The sequence below is a fragment of the Lacihabitans sp. LS3-19 genome (genome assembly GCF_024343575.1).
GTDB lineage: Bacteria > Bacteroidota > Bacteroidia > Cytophagales > Spirosomataceae > Leadbetterella.
The window spans coordinates 63,200-84,174 of the sequence record NZ_RJUA01000111.1; the positions used below are offsets into that span (position 1 = coordinate 63,200).

A 20,975-nucleotide genomic window follows, 5' to 3' on the forward strand; every position below is an offset into this window, starting at 1 on the left:
ATTAAAAATTGGGAAATTTTGATGACATAAATTTATCTAGGCCTTTTGAAAAGGCCTTAAGAAGTCTAACTTCTTGGGATGGAAACGGCTTACCATTCGTATATTTATTGAGTGCTTCGTCAACATCATCAAATGTTGCCTTTGTTGCACCAAGACCAAAAAACCCTTTTTTAGGCTCTTGGCCAACGATCAAATGCGTGAGGTCTGTGCCTAAATTAAACGGTTTAAAGGCTCTTTTATTTTTACCCATTTCGTTTAACCAATCGATGTATGATTGATTGAAGGCCTTCAAGTAACTGTGAAAGAAACTTCCCTGAATGAAAGATCTATCTAGAGCAGGGGTATCTTTAATCCAAGGTAGGGTACCTCCTATTTTACCATCAAGACTGTGTTCTAGATACAAACAGAATGTAGTATATTTTGCCAATGCAGTACCAATGATAAATTTAGTTCTCTCTGTAAGGTTATCAAAATTGAGTTCATCAAGATTATTTTTTATCATAAACCGTCTACCGTTCTGGCCACCGTCAAAATCTTTATCTGGTGTGTTAGCAAAATCTATGATTGATGTTGCAGCTGCCATTTCGATAAAATGAGCATCATTTTTTTGCCCGTTATTACCTGGGTCATATTTGAAGTTAGAAATAACTTCGTCGCCAATATAATACAATCTATCAACAGATTTATTGACGCCTCTTGAGTAGTATTGCAATGCTGCCTTCGTTTTGGAATAGAAGGTAGCCTTATCTACCATTTTTTCTTCGTTGGGTTCAAGTCCGAAATAAGGCTGTACTGTAATTGCTCCAATTTTTGCATTACGAAGAAACTCAGGGTTTTCTACGACCCCCGCTTCGGCTCCACGAATATTTTTGAGCAAAATTGGGAAACCGGCAGCACCCGTTCCACCGAAGATTGATGAGATTATAAAAACCCTGTCATCTTTACCAAAATTAGAAGCAAAATGACGAAAGGCATCAGAATCCCGAAATTGATTTAAAACCACTGACCCAATATTTGGATTACCCACAAACCCGATGTCCATGTTGGTATTTAATTGCTTTTCTGAATACAAAAGATTTATTAAATCTTTGTTTTGTCCATACAATTCGCCATTGTCATTAGCTGCACCAAGGGTGTTAAAATCTATATAATCTTTAAATGTTTCATCACTGACGCCTTTCAATTGAAAAGCATAAGTATCTTCGATACCATCGCCTTTTACGACTTCCTTTAGTTTTTTAATTTCGGTATGAAAAAAATCACCATCCTCTGTTGGTTTGAAGCTATCTCTTATTTTTTTGTAATTGTTCAGAATATCTTCTGTACGTTTTAAGTCTAGATTGGCCTTGTGAGGATCAACAATGATAGGTACTATTTCTGAAACATTATTAAGTTTTACTCCTGAAGCCAAAAGCATCGTTAGGGCTTTCATCACGCGAGAACCAGTGCCACCGATTGCGAAAATAAATAGTTTTGACATATGATGTATTAATTTTTTGGATTAAAAAGGTGTTCTTCTAGTATTGGTACTAAACGGTAAATACTTCAAAATCATACTAAACAAAAAGAAAGGGATTATTGAAGCAAGACCTACACCCAGTCCACCAGATAAGAAAAAAGCATCGCCTTGATTAAACAAGTAACCAGCCTCTTTATTTTCGGGATCACGCAAAATTTCAAGATCAGCCATTTGTACTGAGGTAAAATAAAACGAAGCAAGAACAATGACGAATGAAATAAGTAATACTAAAAGCCAATGGCGGCGTTTACTAAATCTAACGCTATTGATGATGGCATAAAATAAGACCGTAAGTGCAAGGGGAGCCAAAAGCATTGTGAAACCTAAAGGCAAGACTAAACCTTGACGAATTAAATCATCGAGCAATGAGCCATCGACGAACAAAGAGAAGATACTGATAAAAAAGTTTTCCATTTTTAATTGTTTTCGTTAAGATTTAATTTGAGTATAAAAGTATAGTTATTTTGACTTGAGTATGTATTTTGAATACCTTCAATCAAACGTGCGATACCAAAAGTTTGGGTAGAGAAATTACCTCTAAAATTACGATCATCTGTTGAATTGGATTTTTGAACCCACATAGGCAAGCCTTTTCTTAGCCTAATTTCAACTTCTCTTTCTCCTCTAGCCTTGTCCTGAGCTTCTAGGATTAGGCGATGGGTGATACCACTTTTTCTTGCTGGCATTAATTGTTCAAGTCTAATTATTTTAAATCTATCACTAACAGCCTTAATTTCAAAATTAGCCGTATCGATTTCTGATTTCGAAAATACGGTGGAAGGTAAACTTATGCCAATTGCAAGCCTCAATTTTTCAGTAGCACTTCTTGGCGGCGTTAATTCCTTGATGGCATGGATGTCCGTACTTTTGCCTCCTGTTGAAAACGTACATCTATTATTTGGATCACCATCTAAGATAGAATATTTGGGTGAATCTTTGAGGCCGTTTGAACTAAAGTAAACTAGGTCTTTAAAATTATTATATTGACTAAAGGATGCTACCTGTGTGTATTTTTCTTCTGATAGAAATTTTTGCATGGTATGGTTTTGTGCCAAAACAACCATGTAAAATGGTCTATTGCCTGTATAAGACCTACCTTCACCCGGCGAATTATAGGGATAATATGCTCCATTGAAGTTGCCATTAAACTGAACAATAATGATTGATAAACTTCTTGTTGTGTTATTAAAAGCAGTAGCTGTGAGATTTTCAATCTTAGATAACAAGTTCTCTGCATTACTCACAGCATTGTTTACATCCGAATATATGAGATCACTAAAAAGGACAGAGACCGTATTAGCTTGTGTATTTTCTATAATTCTATTAAAAATCAAGGCAAAATCTGTGGATCTTGATTCACTGCCTCTGGTATGATTAAAAATGTTATCTCGCAATAGGGTTGAAAAATCACCTTGATAGGTCTGTACATTTTCGTTAACATAATTAATTTGGGGAGTTTGTACACCTTCAATTCTGCCAAAAGAATTATAAAACTGAGCTACTGCTGATTTAAATTCTGCACTGTTCTGTGGTCCATCATAGCCGAGCATGCTGCCAGAGTTTTCTATGTAAAGGCTCAAAGAAAGTTCTTGTGGTTTTTTCTTCCTCGAAGTCTGAGTACCAGCTTTTAAAGATTGTTCATCCTTGTCGTTTCTTTTTGAACAGCCTGCACAGCCATAAAGCATCAAGGCCAGAACAAAAAGAGATATTTTAGTAAAAAAATTTGTCATGTTTTTTAATTTGTATTGTTACAATTGATACGAATTCTTCTTCTTGTATTCTTTATTTTTAATTGTACTTCTTCATAATAATCATCTGATTGTTGTATGTCCCGTTCACGGCCTGATTCGTTTCTTAAAAATTGCCATTCCCTTGCCGTTAATCTCCTTGAATGAGCCCTAGATGAGTCCTGTTGAAAAGCACTTAACGCTGAAATCAGACTAGAACAATTAGGATAATTAGGGCAAAACGCCACCAAAGAATCAAACTGTATTGCCTCTAAACTATCCCGAATAATCCTTTCCGCAATTACATTTTTAAGCTTGGCACAAGCAGGTTCTTGCGAGGGGCGTTCGAGGACTGAATCATAACAACCGCACATTTCGGTAACGAGCTCATCTAAATTTCTTTGTGAAACCAATCGAAGGGAACGGTTACTTTTAAATAAACTGATCCAGTCAAGTTTTTGAAAGCCATAAACACCCAAGCCACAAATTAACATTATTGACGCTGCCAAACCAATTTTCTTCAAATAAAAAAAATCTCTCCAATCAACCTGATTGATAATTTTATTTCTTTCTTTAAGATACTCACCGCTACTCAAGTACCCTCGCTCATGTTTTGATTTGAGCGATTCTAGTTTTTTCTCTTTAGTAGTCATACCTCTTGCAAAAAATCAAGCTTGAATAATTAATCAAATATAGAACAGCCTCATTTTTCCCTATTTTTCCCAAATAAACTTATTAAGCTATTGAAGATATAATCACTAAGTGTCCAGATGGCAGTAGAACCAGCTATTCCGATAAATAAAGCTAAAAAATACCCTGGAATAAACTGTTCATTATACGTTTTTTCAATACCGAAGTAACTCGCAATGATAAGAGCTGGGCCATAAAATAATATATACGCAATAAATTCAAAAAATGTGTTTGAGCTTTTTTCGGCGGGCTTAGGTCGAGGTTCAATCATAACTTTGTGATTTTAAATGATGAAAAATAACTTTATTGTAGGAATATTACACTGCAACTTTTATTGCAGGGTGGCTAGCGGTACAATGAGCACTTCACCAAGGTTGGTGTGATTCTTTTCCTTACGATTGGTAAGCATGAGTTGTTCAACTGTAATACCATATTTACGAGCTACAACCTTTAAAATATCGCCCTTTTGACAAATATGCTTTGCTTGAACCTTCACGTTTAACTTGGTTTGATTCCTTTTCAAGGTCGTGATACCAGGGTTAAGCTTTCGGAGTGTTTCTTCTTTCATGTTAAACCTGAAAGCAATACCGCCCCAAGAATCTTTTGGTCGAACTACGACCCAGAGGTCTTTCCCAATAAGATTAGGTTTGTCAGCCGGTAGTGCTGGTCTAACGTCGGTGATTTGTTCTATTTCTGTGGAATTATCATCAATCAGTTCGGGCGTTGCAGTAGGAGCAGGTTGAATAAAAGCAATCGAGTCAATACTTTTCTGCAAGGAATCAACTCCTACACTTATAAGAGTGTCGGGTATGGTTCCGACAACATCCTCTTTTGTTTTGGTTTCTGTACAAGCGAAAAATGATAGAAAAGAAAGTAACAGGATAACTAGATTGATTTTTTTCATGATATTGAATTTAAAGTAGTTGATAAGAAAATTTATTTCATTAGAATAAAGCGTTTGAGGTACGGAAACAGGCGACTTCCATAATAAAAGACTCTTTGCGAAAGAAAAAAGATACCCATCCCCAAGGGTAAACAAAAGTATAGTGTAGCCCAAGTTAGGGGCTCATCGGAGTCCATAAGCATTAAAAAAAACACGAGGGTATTTAACGTAATTAAAGTATGGTGCAAAGTAAAAGCAGTATCTTTCAAAGAGTCTATGACTTCTCCTTCATGAGTTTTTGCCATAAAGGCATACCAAACCAAAATAACCTTTGTAAAACCAAAACCAATAGCCAGTAAAATTGATGATTGGGTGAAAGAATAAATTATCGTTGAAAACCCCAAAAGTGAGAAATATATCCACAAGGCTGCGGCACTTGTATCATCTTTTCTATCATAAATTTCTTTGGCTGTTAAAAATGCTAACACAATAATCGAAGCAAAGGCTCCTAACATCAAAGAAACAACTATAACACCAAGTATGCAAAATAAAGTAGAGCTAACAATAATTGCTAGATAGTTTATATTTTCAGTGAAATTAGAAAAAATATCATCGAAAATGAAGTATAAGACTAAGATAACAAAAGAAGTAGCGATTTTAAACCAACTTTTTTTTGAAAATTTGTCTTTCACAAACACGAAAAAAGACACTTCAAAAGCAAGACTAGCATAACATAGAACGAAGCCAAAGGTGGACAAAAAATTGGTATGAATTGGTTTGCTTTCAAAGTGCCAAAAACCAAACAAGTAAACAAAATTGATGGCAGCCACGAGCAGTAGCGTATCAAAAAGACTGGGTAGTAGTTTTTCTTTCATGTTGAAAAAAAGTTTAAAGTTTAACTGCATAAATATAGAACAGCCCTATTTTTCCCTATTTTTTCCAAGCGAGATTGAAAGTTGTTGATCTCGCTTAGAAAAAATCTACTACCGCTTTAAAACCTCATACTTAACCAAAATAGGTATCAGATTTTCAAACAAATGCTTCGCTCCTAACTGGGCGTTGTTATCAGGAACATTACCATTAAAAAATATACCAATGCAATACTGTTCATTAAAAATAACAAAGCTACTAGACTGGTTATAAGTTCTATCTGAATGTTCTGCCGTACCCGTTTTGGCTGAAAAATAACCAACAATATGTTGTTCTTGAAAAGCCCTACCCACATTAGCTGCAGTAGTTTGCAAAACGCCATTCATAAGCCCATGTAAATATTTCAAGTCTTCATTGGCTATACTGAGCGGCTCTTTGTTGGTTGCTACTTTATAAAAAGAAGGTTCTCGTTTGGCATTAAAAGCAATACGATGGTACCAGTTCATGACTGTTCTAAACGGATACGGCTTCTGTTGGCCAATGGCATAGCGATAGACTTTTGACTTGCCATTATTTTTTGAATTAGGAGCAAGTTGTGTGTTCATCAATTCGTAATCCATTGGGAAGTCGTCCATAAACGCCATACCTGTGGATGAAACTAGCTCTAAGTTGAAATCGGACTTCAAAACTGACTCAAATTTAGCACGATGATTTTTCAATAAATCTCGTAGCAATTCACCCGCATAATAACTGTCTGAATTGACAATGAGATTTTTAAAGCTTCGCCTTTGCCAAACTTTGTTTTTATAGTTTGGATCGATGGTTAATGCAGCGTACGCAAGAAGTACTTTCTTAACTGAGCCAATAAAATAGTCCTTGTCATTGACGTTAAAATCTTTGTCATATGGAAAAGTGGCATTTGAAACGATGCCCCCAAAACGATCAACAATCATTACGCCTCCGATGTTATTTTTTGGCAACAGCTCGATGTGCTGATCGAGAGCTTGATTGAGTTCAGCCGTCAAATCTGCATTGATTGTTGTGGATTGAATTGGTATGCATTTATACAAAGGATTTGATGCTGAATGAACACCACGTCCATTTACCTTTTGATCAAACGAAAAGACTTCGCCAAAGGGTCGTTTGGGGCCATTAATAGGCTTACGTTTATAGCTAAAAATAGAATCGACAAGCATTTGCCCCAGTATAGCTTGTGTTGATAACCCAAACCTTTTGGGCGTATAGACGTGGGCTGAATAGGGCTGACCTGTATAAATTCGTGAGGCCGCTTCTTTCAGCAAAATTTTGTCTTCTTCCTTAAAAGAATCAGCGTCCTTAAACTTTTCTTCTACCAAATATTTCAATGAGTCTTTGCTCGCAGGCAACTTAATTTCTTGGCGATTATGAAGGCTTATGGGCCATTCAAATCGTTGTGGGAGCGATTTTAAATGAAATGCCTTAGCAAATAACCCAATAAAAAACAAGAAACATAAGGATATAAAACTCGTTGCAACATTAAGCTTTAAATTATTGCCTGTGTATTTATACCCACTTTTGGTCTCAAAATAGTATGCTGGATTGCTAAATATTAATTCAAACAAAATAAAGCTTAATGTAAAAAAAAGCACTTCGAAAACAGAGATTGATAGTACTAAAATACTTTGACCCGTTAGGGGCAACAAACACAAATTACTTACAATTGGATACAAAAGTCCCACACAACAAAAGGCCAATAAAAATCTCAATAGTTCTGCCTCAATTGTTACAGGAAATATAAAAAAGAGATTTTGTTTGATCTTGATTTCTCGACTTGAACAAAACAAAAGGAACAATAGATTATACAAAAACCAGCCAATTGTAACCAAAAATATAATTGCCCAGAGAAATCCGCCTATAGTAAATGACCAATGCACAGCGTAGTCGGAAAAGCCAGTACTGCGGGCATTGGCAGGTATGTTGATGTTTTCGAACTTAGGTAATTGTAGGCTTAAGATATTTTTTAAGTTCAAATTAATCATAGCAAAAAATTCACGATCGCCTTCCTTCACTGCTGATAACCTAACATCATCTGGAGAAGTGTAGGGAGCGTATAACCTATAGGTCTTGCCAGACACAAATTCATGATTCGAGGTGTAGACTAAATAAAAAATAGAGATAGTACCAACAGCAATAAAAAACAGATTACTAGGCTTTATTTTCTTGTCTTTAGTTACAAGAGCTATTAAAACGAGACTAATTATGGTATAGAGCAATGAACCAAAATCTTTTGTCAGGATAGTTGCAGCCAGTGCATAAGCCAAAATGAGTACATACTTAGGCAAGTTGTTTTTAATGTTTTTTTCTTTAAAAAAGAAAAGTACCGAAAGTATGAACAATAATAGGATCCATTTCAACAAGTGTAATGTAGGGATCACTCCCAAGAAGGCTTCGTGATAACTAAATTTCCAAAACAAGGGCAAAAAAAAGATGGCTATAAAAAGGCAAAGAATAGCAAAGTTGCGTTTCATTTTAAGGTTAATTAAAAAATGAAATCTTTCTCGGTTAAAAAAAATGGATAGATTGAAGACAACAATACTAGCCAAATACAACCATCTGCCCCCACTGGCTGTTAATGCTAATACATAGGTTGGGATTGCTAGAAAAAACAAGCAATTGAATAAAATACGCGTTGAAAACAACGCCCAAATGATCGGTGACGCAAATGGCTTGATTAAAGCCTCTCTGAGTAGTAAAACTTGAAAAATCAAGCAAATCAAGATTGTACAAACAAGGAGAACTAAATCTTTATAACCCAACTTTGGTGTAAGCGAAAACATCATGTTCTTAATTTTAAATTGTTGCTTATTTGCCCCACTCCATGATTGCATTTCTAAGCCATTTTGCAAGACATCAACTGATGCTTTAAACGTATTAGCTTTCACTTGGACCTGATAAGAAGCAGTATCAATTAAGGACAATTTTGAAAACAAGTAGTTGTTTTTAAAATCCATAACTGGCTTTTCATTAAAATAAACCCCATATTTATTTACTAGCTTGCTTGCAACTAAATACTGAGTTAGAAGGCCTTCTGCGTTTGTTTTGAGGACAAAATCACTCCCAACTTTTAGTAAGTGGATTAAAACTCTTGTGGTTTTATCGCCAGCAGGTGTATTTATTTTGATGCCTTCTAGTAGTTCCTCCTGCGGCACGATCTCAGTGCCTGAAAAATATTTGCCATTGTTGAACACGTCGGTTTTTAGGGATCTACAAGTAGGCGAAAGTAAGGCTTTTTCAGAGGGAAATTTGATTTGACTAGTAGGCTCAAAAGTCCATTCGTTATTTTTAAAGACAACAAAGCCTAGATGGCTTGGCATAATGGCCTTTGCGTTTTCGAAATTAATTTGGATGGTATCCTTGCTAAAAATATGATTGCTGTTGTCAAAGCTATAAATTTTCGCTTTATCGAGAATAATACCATCACAAGCCATGGTATAGGGGGCTCTATTTTTGAAAATTATTCGGTAGGTGGCATACATACCGAATGAAAACGTTATTACAGAGAACAATAAAAGTAGTGCTTTCTTCATGTTATTTGCCTGGTTTAAAAAGTCCTTGTTTTTTTTCTAAAATATCCGCGGTAGCAGCATGAGCTTTGAATATCCTGTCTAACTCTTGAGTAAAATTCAAGCCCTTGTTTTGGCTACTGATACCGCCACTTACTGAATTGGCATTTTCAGCACCATCCCATGGTGTATTAAAAACAGTCCGTTCTGGATCGTACCCTGCGAATAATTTAGATAGAATTTTTTTCATAACAATTGGTATTTAATTTTTTTTAAAAATACAAACACGCCATTTTCCCTTATTTTTTTGATAAAAGCTGGCTTAAAAATAAATTTTAAGCCAGCTTTTATCAATAGGAATTCCATTTTTTAAACCGTTCTTCTAGCACGGCATCGCCAACGAATTCATAGACTTGGTGTTGCGGTTGTAAATCAAACTCATGGAAAGCCGCATCAATCATTTGTAATTTCCCCTCGTTTACAATCCCTACACAAGCGTGCGAACATTCTTCGCCCATATTATCAACTGTTACCCTTAAGTAGTGGCATTCGATACCGAAATATTTAAGCATTGCCATTATTAGGACAGACATTTCGCCACAAATAGAACGCCTTGCCCGGAAGCTCTCAAGAGCTGTCCTATAAAAATCACCAGTATGTACGTCATCGTAGGTTATGTTTTCATGTACCCATGTATAGATGCGGTTAGTAATTTCATGGGGTGTTTTAGCGTCATTTTTGAAGTTTTCGCATAAATCAATAATGGCTTGATTGATTTTAAATACACCCTCAGCTTTTGGTTTATAAGGGTTTTTGATTGGCTCATCATTGGTAGGAATATCAATGGTTTCAAACGATTCAAAGTTTTGCCCTTGCTGTAACCCTTGCATTTTGCGTAGTGCTTCCGCCATTTTTTCTAATACTGGTTTCGTTTGAGTAAAACCATAGGTTTCCACAAGGTTATTAAAAAGCTTATAGTCAGTTTCATTTAGGAAGACTTGCTTCCCTAATTCTTGATAAAATTCATATAATTTCTGGGCGTGTTTGGCGGCTGCTTGTTTTCCATCTATTTCAAGTTTATTTGCTTCTTTTATTTTTTCCTCCTCCTTTTTCGTCATCTGAATTTCATCCTGCTGTTTTTCATCATCGGCTAGTTTCTGATGATATTCATCAGACGGGTCTATATTAGACTTTGTGCTGATGGCAATCGTTTCTAAATAAAAAAACATGATGAAGAAACACCCAGCAAACATACCTTTTGCCCAGTTGTTAAAAAGGACATCTGGAAGATATTGGATTTTTATAAAAAAGTCGTTGGAGCTCTCGGATTGAATCGACGTTCTCTCGTCGTCATAAGCTTTTTTGTATGGAGTTTCGGCCACATCAAGAATAGATTTCATCGTTTTTAATGAGGCATCATTCTGGATACAAGCTGTGTGTAAACGGTCGTACAACGGGCCCGGGAACCCATTTTTGGCCTGTGCCATGCACTCACGTTTATGATATTCGTTTTTTTCGTTTTCTAAATCTTTATACTCCTTCCATCGATTTTCCATAGCATTTTGATAGGCAACGTCAACATTTTTCGAACGAAGTGAACGATCTGCATTAATTTTGTTTTGAAGCGATGCACCAGTCAGCAAAACGAAAATTGCAGCTATCGAAATAAGTTGGTTGGCTAAGGCAACAACGTATCTTAATAGGTCAAGAGTCCAATGTTTCTTAGGTGAAGTAATAAGAAAAAAATCGAACAGACCTATGCAAAGTGCCCAGCCAAGTGAGGCTGTTATTAGAGCCACTTTACTTTCAGTAAAATTATGGGCAACGTCGTAAGCTGCTACAGACGCAATAATCATCGCCAAAACCTGAGCTACACCAACGTTGCGATATTTCTGTTTTACCAGATGACCACATTGTTGAATGATGCTGTATTTAACACCAGCTAAAAGGTATAATAGTCTTACCATGTTAATTAAATTTTTGATGTAGCAAAGTTATTGAAGGGTTGTTTTTCCCCATTTCTCCCTTACATTCATGGTTCATATTAACTAAATAGTACGTTCAAAATATTTTGAATTGGACCTAAGTTGTTTTAACTAAATATTCATAGATTTTACTTTTCAAAATATCAAAAATCAAATCAATATCAAACTTCTACTAAGTGACTACATTGAACCGGAATGGGTGTCCCACTTTCACCGGAATACTTACTAGATTAGGATTGAGGCCGACCGATAAGAATCATATAGATTTTTAAGGGATCTATGAATCACAAATTGATGACTTCGAAATAAAGAGTTTCTTTAAGTAAAGTCTTTTTGAAGGAGTATTTTTAATCTAATAATCTTCGAAGAAATAGTAATTTCGAAGGTTTTTGTAAGGTGCTTGAAAGGTTTTTAGAACTAAAGTTTACAATAAAGAGAAAATGACTGACTGTAATATTTTATTATAACAAATGTTTCTTTGGCGAACAAAAATTTAAATTCAAGAAATTTATGCTTGAACCCCTTTTTCTATTACCAATGTAAATGTCGTAAAATGGTAATTCAATAATATTTGAAGATACTATTGCAAATTAGTTGAAGTAAAACTTAAATTAAATTATAATTTCAATTGTCCCCCTCAATACGCCCCATAAATACTAACTCCACCGCCGAAATACTGGCTTTTGAGGTGTTCGTATACTTGGTTAGTTTTGAGGTCAATATCTTCATTTAAATAGGCGGATGGTAGCTTTTCGAAGAATGTATTGCTTACGTAATTGAAAACTGAGGCTGCTGTCAAAGATTTTTCTGACCATTGTTCTACTCTTAGCTTTTCCTTTTTCAACTCAGCTAAGAGTTCGACAGAGATTTCCTTTACTTCTTTTTTCTCTTTTGCCTCTAGCTGTTTGCCTTGCCTTAAAATATCAAAAATAGCTTTTTGTTCGTCATTTAAGCCTTCTCGTTTAGTTTCTGCTTCTTCTTCGGAAAGTGAGTTTACGAATTCTATAAGCTTCCTGAAAATGTCTTGTATTGTTTCTTCATCTTTACCTCTATTGTACTCGTCTATTATTTCTTGATATCGTTTGTAATAATCAACTTTTAAAGGATTCCTGTCAACCATACGTTTAAGTTGACTTTCTATTTTTGATTTGAGGGATTGAATGGCTGCATTCTTGTGTTTAGTTTTCAAAAAATGCTTTTCTAAAAGTTCGAAGTTTAGGCCACTTAAATCAATAACGTTTCCGTTCTCTTGCTTTGGCTCAGAAACCATATTAACTATGGAGGCATCTACAACAACTTGGATTTTCCGCATTATATCTGAGACATCTGAACTTTCTCGGTTTTTCATGATGCCCATATAGATTTCATCAATGGCATTCTTTTTAGAGGCAAAATCTGCTAATAATTTATGTGGCTGTAATGCTTTGTATTTTAAAAATACCTCCCTAGCAAGTATCAAAAATTTGTTTTTGGTGTTGTCATTTTTATAAACCGCATTTAAGCCTTTTTCAATAGCTGCTAATTTATGTAAGCCATCTGCATCAATTAGCTCTATTATATCAAAATCCACTTCTTCTTTCAAGAAATCCTCTGTGGCTTGAATAGCTTCTTCTAAAAGCTTTACCAATTCTAAGTTTGGCTCAACTGGTGGATTGGGTTTACCTCCCTCTTTGCCTTTGCCATTACCTCCCCCAGTGCCATAAATAGCTAGGGCATTTAGTAACGATGTGTAAGTTTCAATGTAATCTACTATTAAGCCATTGTTTTTACCTTCACTGATACGATTGGCTCTTGCGATAGCCTGCATAAGCGTGTGCGACTTCAAAGGCTTGTCAATGTACATAGTAGATAGGGTAGGAACATCAAAGCCAGTAATCCACATGGCACAAACTATTACAAATCTGAAAGGGTCTTCTTCAGCCTTGAATCTTGCTTCTAGGTCTTCATTATTTAGTTTTGCCCTGTGCGGTTCAATGTCTAAACCCCATGCTTCAAATTTTTTGATTTCGTTTTGCTCATGGCTTACTACAACACAAATTTCTGTTTCCTTTATCCATTGCAAGTCACGTTGTTTTTCCAACATCTCCTGGTCTCCATATTTACCCTTCGAAACTTCCTTTTCTAAATTTTCAGTGTATTGGTTCCAATGAAATGTTATCAAATCATACATTTTTACCGCTGTAATTTTATCTAACGCGATAAACATTGCTTTGCCTTTGTAGCCTCTATTGCAAAAATGCCAAACAGCGTCTTTAGCAATTTTATTTAATCTATTCTGTGCAGTCAAAATTGGGTAATTCCTTCCTATTAGCTGTTCTACCTTGCTCATTTGGTCACTGTCAAGGTCTTCGCTTTCGGCATCTAAAATGGTTCTAATTTGATCATTGATTTGAGGATTTTGCAAACCTAGATACTCTCCCCGATTTTCATAGTATAGTGGAACCGTGGCTCCATCATCAACACTTCTTTTAAAGTCATATTTTGAAACGTAGTCGCCAAAAATACGCTTGGTTATCTCATCATCATTGAATAAAGGAGTGCCAGTAAAACCAATAAAGGAGGCATTTTGAATAGCTTTTCGTAAGTTCATCGCTAAGTGTCCACCTTGAGTTCTGTGAGCTTCGTCCGAGATTACTATTATGTTGTCCCGTAGTGTAATTTCTTCATCGAAATTGAATTTGAAAATGAGTGAAAATAAGTAGCGATTTTCAGAGCCTAGCAATTCTTTTAGATGCTTTGCACTGCTAGCTTTTAATGATGCCTTTGAGCCTGCCTTGATTGATGGCACTGCACCTACACTACTAAATGTGCTATAAATTTGATTGTCAAGTTCGATTCGGTCGGTAACAATTAGAAAGGTGTAACTTCCAGTAAACTTTTGATGTATTTTTTGGCAGAAGAAAACCATGGAGTATGATTTGCCGCTTCCCTGTGTATGCCAAAATACTCCTAGCTTTTGTTTTTCCTCAAAACTGATTTTACCTAATTTGTATAGAGCTTCCTTGTTTCGAATGTTTTCAATGGCCTTGTTTACTCCTATAAACTGGTGGTTTCTGGCAATAAGCTTGACTACCTTGCCTTCTGTTCTGTCAAAAAGTATAAAGTTTTCGAATAAATCTAAGAAACGACTTTTTTCGCACACACCTACTAATATTCTATCTAATGCTACTATGCCTTCGTCTTCTTCTGTGATGCGTTTCCATTCGTGAAAGTGTTGGTACCTGCCAGTTACGCTGCCAATACGACTCTCTATACCATTACTAAGTAGAATAAAAGCGTTGAAATGGAATAGTTTTGGAATTGTATCTTTATAGTCGGTAAAATTCTCATTGTAAGCATTTTCTAATTTGCGGTGAGCTGCTTTAAGTTCAATAAAAAGTAGTGGTATACCATTAACAAAGCCAATAATGTCCGGTCTTTTTAACCTTTTTGATTTGCCTTCAATCCATAATTGTTGAACCGCTAAGAAATTGTTGTTTTCTGGAGTTTCAAAATCAAATACCTTGAGCGTTTTATTTTTTATATGTTCGCCCTTTTCGTTGATATAATCAACTGGTATGCCTTCTCGTAAAAGCTGATATTTTTCGAAATTGATTTCAGACATTGATTTGGTTGTACTTTCCTCGTCAAGTTTCTCATAGGCTTCTAAATAGGCCTTTTGTGGCAAATCAGGGTTTAATTCTTGAAGTTTCTCAAGGAATATCTTCTTTATGATTACTTCCTTTTTATTTAGCCTACCTAAGGAGCCACCTTCACCAAAACTCTCTTTGTTATAGGCAAATAAGGTGTCCCACCCCAATTTGTTGAAAAATAAATCAATTGCGGTTTTTTCAATGAGATTGTCTTCTGAGTATTCGTAGGCCATACTTATACATTGTGAGGTAGCTCATTTGGGTCAATAATAGGAAGTATGAAGTCACTAAAAGAAGTACCTTGTAACCTAGATATTAATAATCCTCGGCTAGTTGAATAGCTTATCGATGAAATTGCATTAAATAAATTAGGGTGGATTTTCAAAACAATACCATCATTGTCGAAATCCAACATTTCTGACAGTTTCTCATAGGAAAAAATAAAGGAAAGCTCAAAATATGCGGTTGCACCTGTTTCTATTTCATCAGCATAATTTGAACTTAGGGCAGCAGAAAAATTTGCCCTAAGCATATTCTGTTCTATGTTGAAGCCTACGCTCATACTACAATCAGAATTAAAATCAACAATATTTTCCGTAAAGAGATCCTCTGGACTCTCCATATTGCCTTTTAAGTATTTTACCTCCAACAAGTTTAGTTTTGATGGAGAAAATGGTATATCAGCCCAAACCTTTGGTTCCATAGTCGGAGTTTTTGTTGAATTTAGGATTTACAAATGCTACATGAATTGGTTTGTTTGCCCTTGGCACCTCCGCTTTATGCTGCCACATAGGAATTGTATTATTTTTTTCCTGTTTCAACTTTACGTTGACATTTAACAATTCTTCTCCAAGCTCAGCTTGTAATTTTGCCAATGATTTAAGTGTGAAGTTATGACCTCCTTTCAACCATTTACTAATTTCAGATGGGCGTTTGTCCATTTTTTCAGCAAGGTCTTTTTGCTTAATGCCTTTTTCTTGCATTATTTGGTCTATTAAAACCAAAAGGTCTCCATACCACCTTGTGAAAATTTTAGTTTCTTCAGGAACATTATTTAAAATGCGTTCTGCTATCTTACTTCTCATATTGTTATTTGCTCTTAATAAAAAACAATTTTGCCTCCGTCAGGATTAATTAATTGCCTTTTCTCTTCGTCTATTATAATTGTCTTATGTAATTCTTCGAGTATCCTATCAGCATATTGGCAAGCCTCATGCCAAACTATTGAAAGTCCGCTGCATTGTTGAATCGTTGCTGCATCTTTAATGCCACCATTAAAAAGTATTACTATTTCATCAGTTATTTTTAAGGCAAATAGCCTTAATGGAAATTTGTTAAAAGCATTTTTTATTGATGCGATTTTGACATTTCCTTTCGGAGGTAGGGCGTCCACTTGGTTTTCGTGGCGATTAAAAAAGGCATCTGCTGCTCCATGTCGTTCCCCCATGACGGTGAACAATAGTTCAAGAAGGTGATTGAGTTCTTCAAGGTATGCATTATTTTGTTCTATTTTTTCTAGGAACTTATCGGTTTCGTTTAACGTATGACCTTCTCGGTGTACAGTGTAAAATGTAACATGCCGACTTTCGTCATCCCATATTTTGAGCTCAAATGTATGCATAGATTTGCTAAACTTCCAAATTTTAATTCACTTATAAGTGAATTTTTTATTTTAGGGTACTTTTTTTAGTGATAAATGGATATTAATTCTAAATATAAGGACATATTTTTTTAAAATGAAAGGTTCTTGAATTTGTTTATTTTGATAAATTATCTATGTTATTTTGAATAGAAGGTGTCTGATGTTTAATCATTTGTCATTCCTATCCAAGAGGTAAACTTTGTTTCTATGTCTTTTTGCCAAGTCTTCACCAATCTTTCATTATCAACTTTTGACGAAATGGCTATTGATATTATGCTACATTCTTTTTCTGATAATTCTCTAGATTCAGGTTTTAGGTAATTACCTGTAATAGTATTGTTTTCTTTGTTTGGATATACCAAAGCTACTTTTTTTGCTGCATAATACTCATGGTACACAAACATCTGCCTTAAGTCTTCGGGGGATGGATTATAGCCTTTTAGGTTTTTCCATTTGGTATCTACCACAAAGGTCTCTTTCCCCATTTCAATTATTATATCAGGTCTCATTTTCGACAAATCTCCATCCGAAGATACCCAAAAGTGTTTTGAAATTTGTGGTTTTACCGAAAGCGATTTGTTCTTAGATAGACTTTTGAATACAAATCGTTCCCATAACTTGTTCATGTCAAACATTATTGCCAATACATCATTTCGTCCTTGGCTAACATCTGGATGAAACTGTAAAAGTAGCAATTTAGCAATATTAATAGCTTTTTTATACGATTGGGTTTTCCTATTAAGGGTCAAGGTGTTAAATGTTGCTTCATTCACTTTGATGTCAGGCATGGCAGGAAAATGCAATAACAATGCTCCTATTCTGCTTTGGAGGCCAGCGTTGGTATTTATTTGTTTTAGAAGTTTTATGGCTTTGTACAGGATTTGGTGAAGCTTATGTTCAACATCATAGCTTGTGTGGCTAACATAACAACGTTCTTGATGAGTAAGGTTTTGTTGGATGTGTTTTGCAAACTGTATGCTTCCTTTCAAGGCAGATATATTTCCCTCTTTTTTTCGATATTTTTTTACTAAACCCAGATGTAACAAGTATTCTATTTCTTTTATGAATAGCTCAAAATACAGGTCGAGGATAGCGTTTGGTTTAAGTTTTAATGAACTGTTGCTTGGAGACTGAACATTAAAAAAACCAACCTCGAAAAGCATATCAATCAAGATTTTATGCCATTGAGCTTTTTCCTCTTTTTCAGTAAAAATATTGTCTGCTTTTGGTAGTACCTCTATTATGGTATTTCCAACTTGAATTACTCCAACGAAGTTGTTGAATCTAATACCATTGTGAATCAACGAAAAATACGGCACTCCTTTTTCGCCATAATATCGCTGAAGAGCCTTCAGTTTGTTTGCATCAAACTTTACTCCACCAATTTCTTGATCTAACCTTATAGCTTGGTGCTCAAATATGGTAATATGTTTTGCTCTGCTTGTCAATTTATTTATTTAAAAGGCTATTGATAGCTTTTATAAACTCGCCCTCTTCTAATTTGCTTATATCTTTGAGCTTGTATATTGGTCTATCTGAAAAATCTTCATCAGAGTAATCAAAGAATTTAGTAAAAATATTTTTGGTTGACTTTTCAGGTATTTCGAAGAACCCTTCGCCCAATACCAATCCTATTTTGCCAAAGTCGCCAAAGAAGTACTCTTGCAATAATGGTATGATTTTGCTTTGGAAAGCTATTTGTATGTCTTCTATAGTAGCAACATCTAAGAAGTAACTATGACCTATTAGATGGTCCTTGTCTAGTAGTTTCTCTATTCTTAGGTTGATAGTTTTTAAAACCTCTTCTAGGTTTATGTTGCCAATTATCAAATAATCTCCTTTAAGTTTACCTTCTGAAGTAATCAAATCAGGCTTTGGTGGCATTTCTTCAAAACTAAACCTACGCCTAAGGGCGGCATCTAAGGCCTCTACGCTACGGTCTGCTGTGTTCATTGTGCCAATGATATACAAGTTAGGCGGAACACCAAGAGACTCCTTGCTGTAAGGCAAAGTGACCATAAGTGCCTCGTCATTGCCTAAGCGTTTGTCTTCCTCAATCAATGTTATCAGTTCTCCAAATATCTGTGAGACATTACCTCGATTGATCTCGTCTATAATCAATACAACTGGCTCAGCTAGTTTCCCGTATGCTTTTATTGCATCTTTAAAAACCCCAGCATTAAATTTCTTCTGAATTTCATCTAAATCAAATGCCTCAATTTCCTTATTTTCTAATATCAATTGTTCGTCAGGCTTAAATGTTTTTTCGAATTGCTTCAAACCTGAGAAAACTGCATAGAATTCTGTAATTCTAGGTGTAACCTCTACAGTTTCCTTAACAAGTTTCAAATCTGTAATTTCTTCTATGGATTTGAATTTATCATATAGTTTTTGGATATTTTCTTTTGTTAATGGAGCTGAACTTTTAGCAATGGAATTCTTTGCTCTTGCAATAATTGAATCATTTCCATTTATTTCTTTTACTTGGACATCTCTTCCTTTTAGAGTTTTATAGACTGGAGGAACGCCCGCTGATATTTGCTCTCGAACTGATTCAATAAATGCCTCATATAAATCATCAAAAGAGTATTGGAATGTCTGAATTTTAGAATTAGAAAAAATTTTGTAGCAATTAAATGCTGCTACCGCACTTGCTCGCTTGAAAAGTCCATCAATTATTTTATAAACCACTTGTTGACCTTCGTTTTTAGGTTCTAATGGCTTTATACCTTCCACAAAATCCTCATAGCTCATACTCTGATGAAAAGTGGTAAATACTATTTGACCTTCCTCTGTTTTTTTGTCAAAGATTTCTTTGACATCTTTTCTGGATTTGCCTTCAATATTTTCACCTAAAATCTCTAAGGCTTTATTTATTGTGTTGTATGTTTTGCCTGTTCCTGGAGGGCCGAAAAGGATGGAATTAAGAGGTGGTTTGTTTTCTGAATTATTGACTCCATCATTGGTATTTTCATAGTCAGATGTTATTTCTGACTCAATTGTTAACTTACTATATTTAGAGAGCCTTACCTCCTTTTTCTTCAAAAAATCATCAAACTCACTTTTTGTAATTCTGTGGCCTACAAATGAAGGATTTATTACAGTGAAACTTTCTAACTCAATATCAACAATTCTTATAATTTTAGGCAAGTCCTCTTCAAGATCAGAAAACAAATCTTGGATACTATTATAGCCATTTGGTTTTTTCCCTAAAACTTTGAGGCTCTCCATACGGTTTTTTTCAGGAGGTTCTTGGTAAGAAGGAAACTCTTTTTTTAAAGTAGCCTTAATTTTTTTTGCTAGTTCTAATGCAAGTATATTTTGTTCTCCTTCAGGCTTTTTTGTTTGGACAACCTCAAAAATGTAAGTCAATAAGTGGTCTTTGCTATATGAAAAAAATAAGTTGAAAAAATCTCCAGAGGAACCAGGATAATTCACAGGTATATTCCAGAATGTTGTTCCGAAGTATTTTGAGGCAGATGTACCAATAAAGTAATTTAGTTCTGCACCTTTATTGGCTTTTTGCCTCAGAGAAAATGTGAAATTATTGTCTTGTTTGTGTTTATTGCTTAACCAGTCAAAAACTAGTTTTTCGTATTCTTTGTAATCTAACATGGCATAGTGTAAATTTTATATGGCAATATCTAAGTTTATTTATATTCAAATTAGTATATTTTGTACTTTTCTATATAGAGTTTCTTCTTATTTTTCACCTATTGTTAATTCTTTGAAAATTCTAAATTCTTTTTCATTTAAAATTTCAACAATGACCATATCATCATCATTTAAAGTTGATATCCATCTTACTAAATCTCTTCCGGCATTAATTTTCCGATTATTTCCTGAGTGTGTAAAATGGTAATTCTGGCTTACATTATTTTCTCCAATAGATAGTTTCACATCGCAAGATTTATCTGGTAGTTTGCCATGAAAGTCTTTGCCGAAAAGTATAAACCCCTTGTTAAATTCTGAACCCCTTTTTTAACAAAATGAATTTTCACTTATACTATCTCTTTTGGAGGTTTCTGATTTTGGGGATTTCGGAGTGCCTTTCGAGGAAGTACCCCTTTTATTCCATAATCCGCCTATTTCTTTGGTGGTATTTTGAAAGTGTTCTATTAGACTTAATTCAATTCCTGAGGCAATGCTCACTCTAAATCCTTTGTAAGTAGGTAATGCCACGTTTGATAAAACATAAATGTCCACTTTTTTTTGGCTATTAAGTAGACTTAAAATCTCAACATAGACTTTTTTATTGGTACTTCCAGCTGAAGCATTTTTGCCAGATTTATAAAGACCCATTCTTGTATGTAAAGTAGAATCGGTCATGCCAATGTATTTTACCTGATTGTCGGAGACAAACGCATAAATCAAATCAGTACGATCAGAATGACTTGAAATAGTGTGTTCTATTACGGAAGTATCCTTTTTCGAAATTTCCCAATTACCAACTTTTTCAAATCCTATTTCAGTTAACTTTTCCAT

Annotated in this window: 18 protein-coding genes; all 18 read right to left on the reverse strand. The window is 34.9% G+C overall.

The genetic code is table 11. The features are described from left to right. Position 1 precedes the first annotated feature (1 nt). Complete coding sequence (locus EGI22_RS15915) at positions 2-1,480, reverse strand: hypothetical protein (RefSeq protein ID WP_255069402.1); 1,479 nt, start codon at positions 1,478-1,480, stop codon at positions 2-4. 21 nt (positions 1,481-1,501) lie between these two features. Continuing rightward, the gene (locus EGI22_RS15920) at positions 1,502-1,933 is read right to left on the reverse strand and encodes a hypothetical protein (RefSeq protein ID WP_255069403.1); all 432 of its coding nucleotides are present in this window, start codon (positions 1,931-1,933) and stop codon (positions 1,502-1,504) included. A 2-nt stretch (positions 1,934-1,935) separates the two neighbouring features. Then, positions 1,936-3,249 (reverse strand): hypothetical protein, encoded by a 1,314-nt coding sequence (locus EGI22_RS15925; RefSeq protein ID WP_255069404.1) that lies wholly within the window; start codon positions 3,247-3,249, stop codon positions 1,936-1,938. A 5-nt stretch (positions 3,250-3,254) separates the two neighbouring features. Then, entirely contained in the window at positions 3,255-3,899 is a 645-nt protein-coding gene (locus tag EGI22_RS15930) for a hypothetical protein (protein ID WP_255069405.1), read from the reverse strand. A 50-nt stretch (positions 3,900-3,949) separates the two neighbouring features. Then, complete coding sequence (locus tag EGI22_RS15935; protein WP_255069406.1) at positions 3,950-4,207, reverse strand: hypothetical protein; 258 nt, start codon at positions 4,205-4,207, stop codon at positions 3,950-3,952. 60 nt (positions 4,208-4,267) lie between these two features. Continuing rightward, positions 4,268-4,840: a LysM peptidoglycan-binding domain-containing protein gene (locus tag EGI22_RS15940; RefSeq protein WP_255069407.1), complete on the reverse strand. Its 573-nt coding sequence runs from the start codon at positions 4,838-4,840 to the stop codon at positions 4,268-4,270. Between the two features lie 32 nt (positions 4,841-4,872). Then, positions 4,873-5,694 carry a hypothetical protein gene (locus EGI22_RS15945; RefSeq protein ID WP_255069408.1) on the reverse strand — a complete coding sequence of 274 codons (822 nt, stop codon included), beginning with the start codon at positions 5,692-5,694 and terminating at the stop codon, positions 4,873-4,875. A gap of 108 nt (positions 5,695-5,802) precedes the next feature. After that, positions 5,803-9,255 (reverse strand): hypothetical protein, encoded by a 3,453-nt coding sequence (locus tag EGI22_RS15950; protein WP_255069409.1) that lies wholly within the window; start codon positions 9,253-9,255, stop codon positions 5,803-5,805. 1 nt (position 9,256) lies between these two features. Beyond that, positions 9,257-9,481, reverse strand: a complete 225-nt coding sequence (locus tag EGI22_RS15955; protein WP_255069410.1) for a hypothetical protein — start codon at positions 9,479-9,481, stop codon at positions 9,257-9,259. Between the two features lie 100 nt (positions 9,482-9,581). Beyond that, positions 9,582-11,198, reverse strand: coding sequence for a transglutaminase-like domain-containing protein (locus EGI22_RS15960; protein ID WP_255069411.1), 1,617 nt, complete (start codon positions 11,196-11,198; stop codon positions 9,582-9,584). 655 nt (positions 11,199-11,853) lie between these two features. After that, positions 11,854-15,081 (reverse strand): type I restriction endonuclease subunit R, encoded by a 3,228-nt coding sequence (locus EGI22_RS15965; protein ID WP_255069412.1) that lies wholly within the window; start codon positions 15,079-15,081, stop codon positions 11,854-11,856. Between the two features lie 2 nt (positions 15,082-15,083). Continuing rightward, positions 15,084-15,551 carry a hypothetical protein gene (locus EGI22_RS15970; RefSeq protein ID WP_255069413.1) on the reverse strand — a complete coding sequence of 156 codons (468 nt, stop codon included), beginning with the start codon at positions 15,549-15,551 and terminating at the stop codon, positions 15,084-15,086. Continuing rightward, positions 15,529-15,933, reverse strand: a complete 405-nt coding sequence (locus EGI22_RS15975; protein ID WP_255069414.1) for a helix-turn-helix transcriptional regulator — start codon at positions 15,931-15,933, stop codon at positions 15,529-15,531. Before EGI22_RS15975 ends, EGI22_RS15970 begins: the two co-directional genes overlap by 23 nt. Before the next feature lie 14 nt (positions 15,934-15,947). Further along, positions 15,948-16,469, reverse strand: coding sequence for a hypothetical protein (locus EGI22_RS15980; RefSeq protein WP_255069415.1), 522 nt, complete (start codon positions 16,467-16,469; stop codon positions 15,948-15,950). Between the two features lie 185 nt (positions 16,470-16,654). Then, complete coding sequence (locus EGI22_RS15985; RefSeq protein ID WP_255069416.1) at positions 16,655-17,938, reverse strand: McrC family protein; 1,284 nt, start codon at positions 17,936-17,938, stop codon at positions 16,655-16,657. A 1-nt stretch (position 17,939) separates the two neighbouring features. After that, complete coding sequence (locus EGI22_RS15990; RefSeq protein WP_255069417.1) at positions 17,940-20,105, reverse strand: McrB family protein; 2,166 nt, start codon at positions 20,103-20,105, stop codon at positions 17,940-17,942. Positions 20,106-20,192: 87 nt separating this feature from the next. Beyond that, on the reverse strand, positions 20,193-20,390 hold the full coding sequence (locus EGI22_RS15995; protein WP_255069418.1) for a hypothetical protein: 198 nt from the start codon (positions 20,388-20,390) through the stop codon (positions 20,193-20,195). An 81-nt stretch (positions 20,391-20,471) separates the two neighbouring features. Next, on the reverse strand, positions 20,472-20,975 hold the full coding sequence (locus EGI22_RS16000) for a hypothetical protein (protein ID WP_255069420.1): 504 nt from the start codon (positions 20,973-20,975) through the stop codon (positions 20,472-20,474).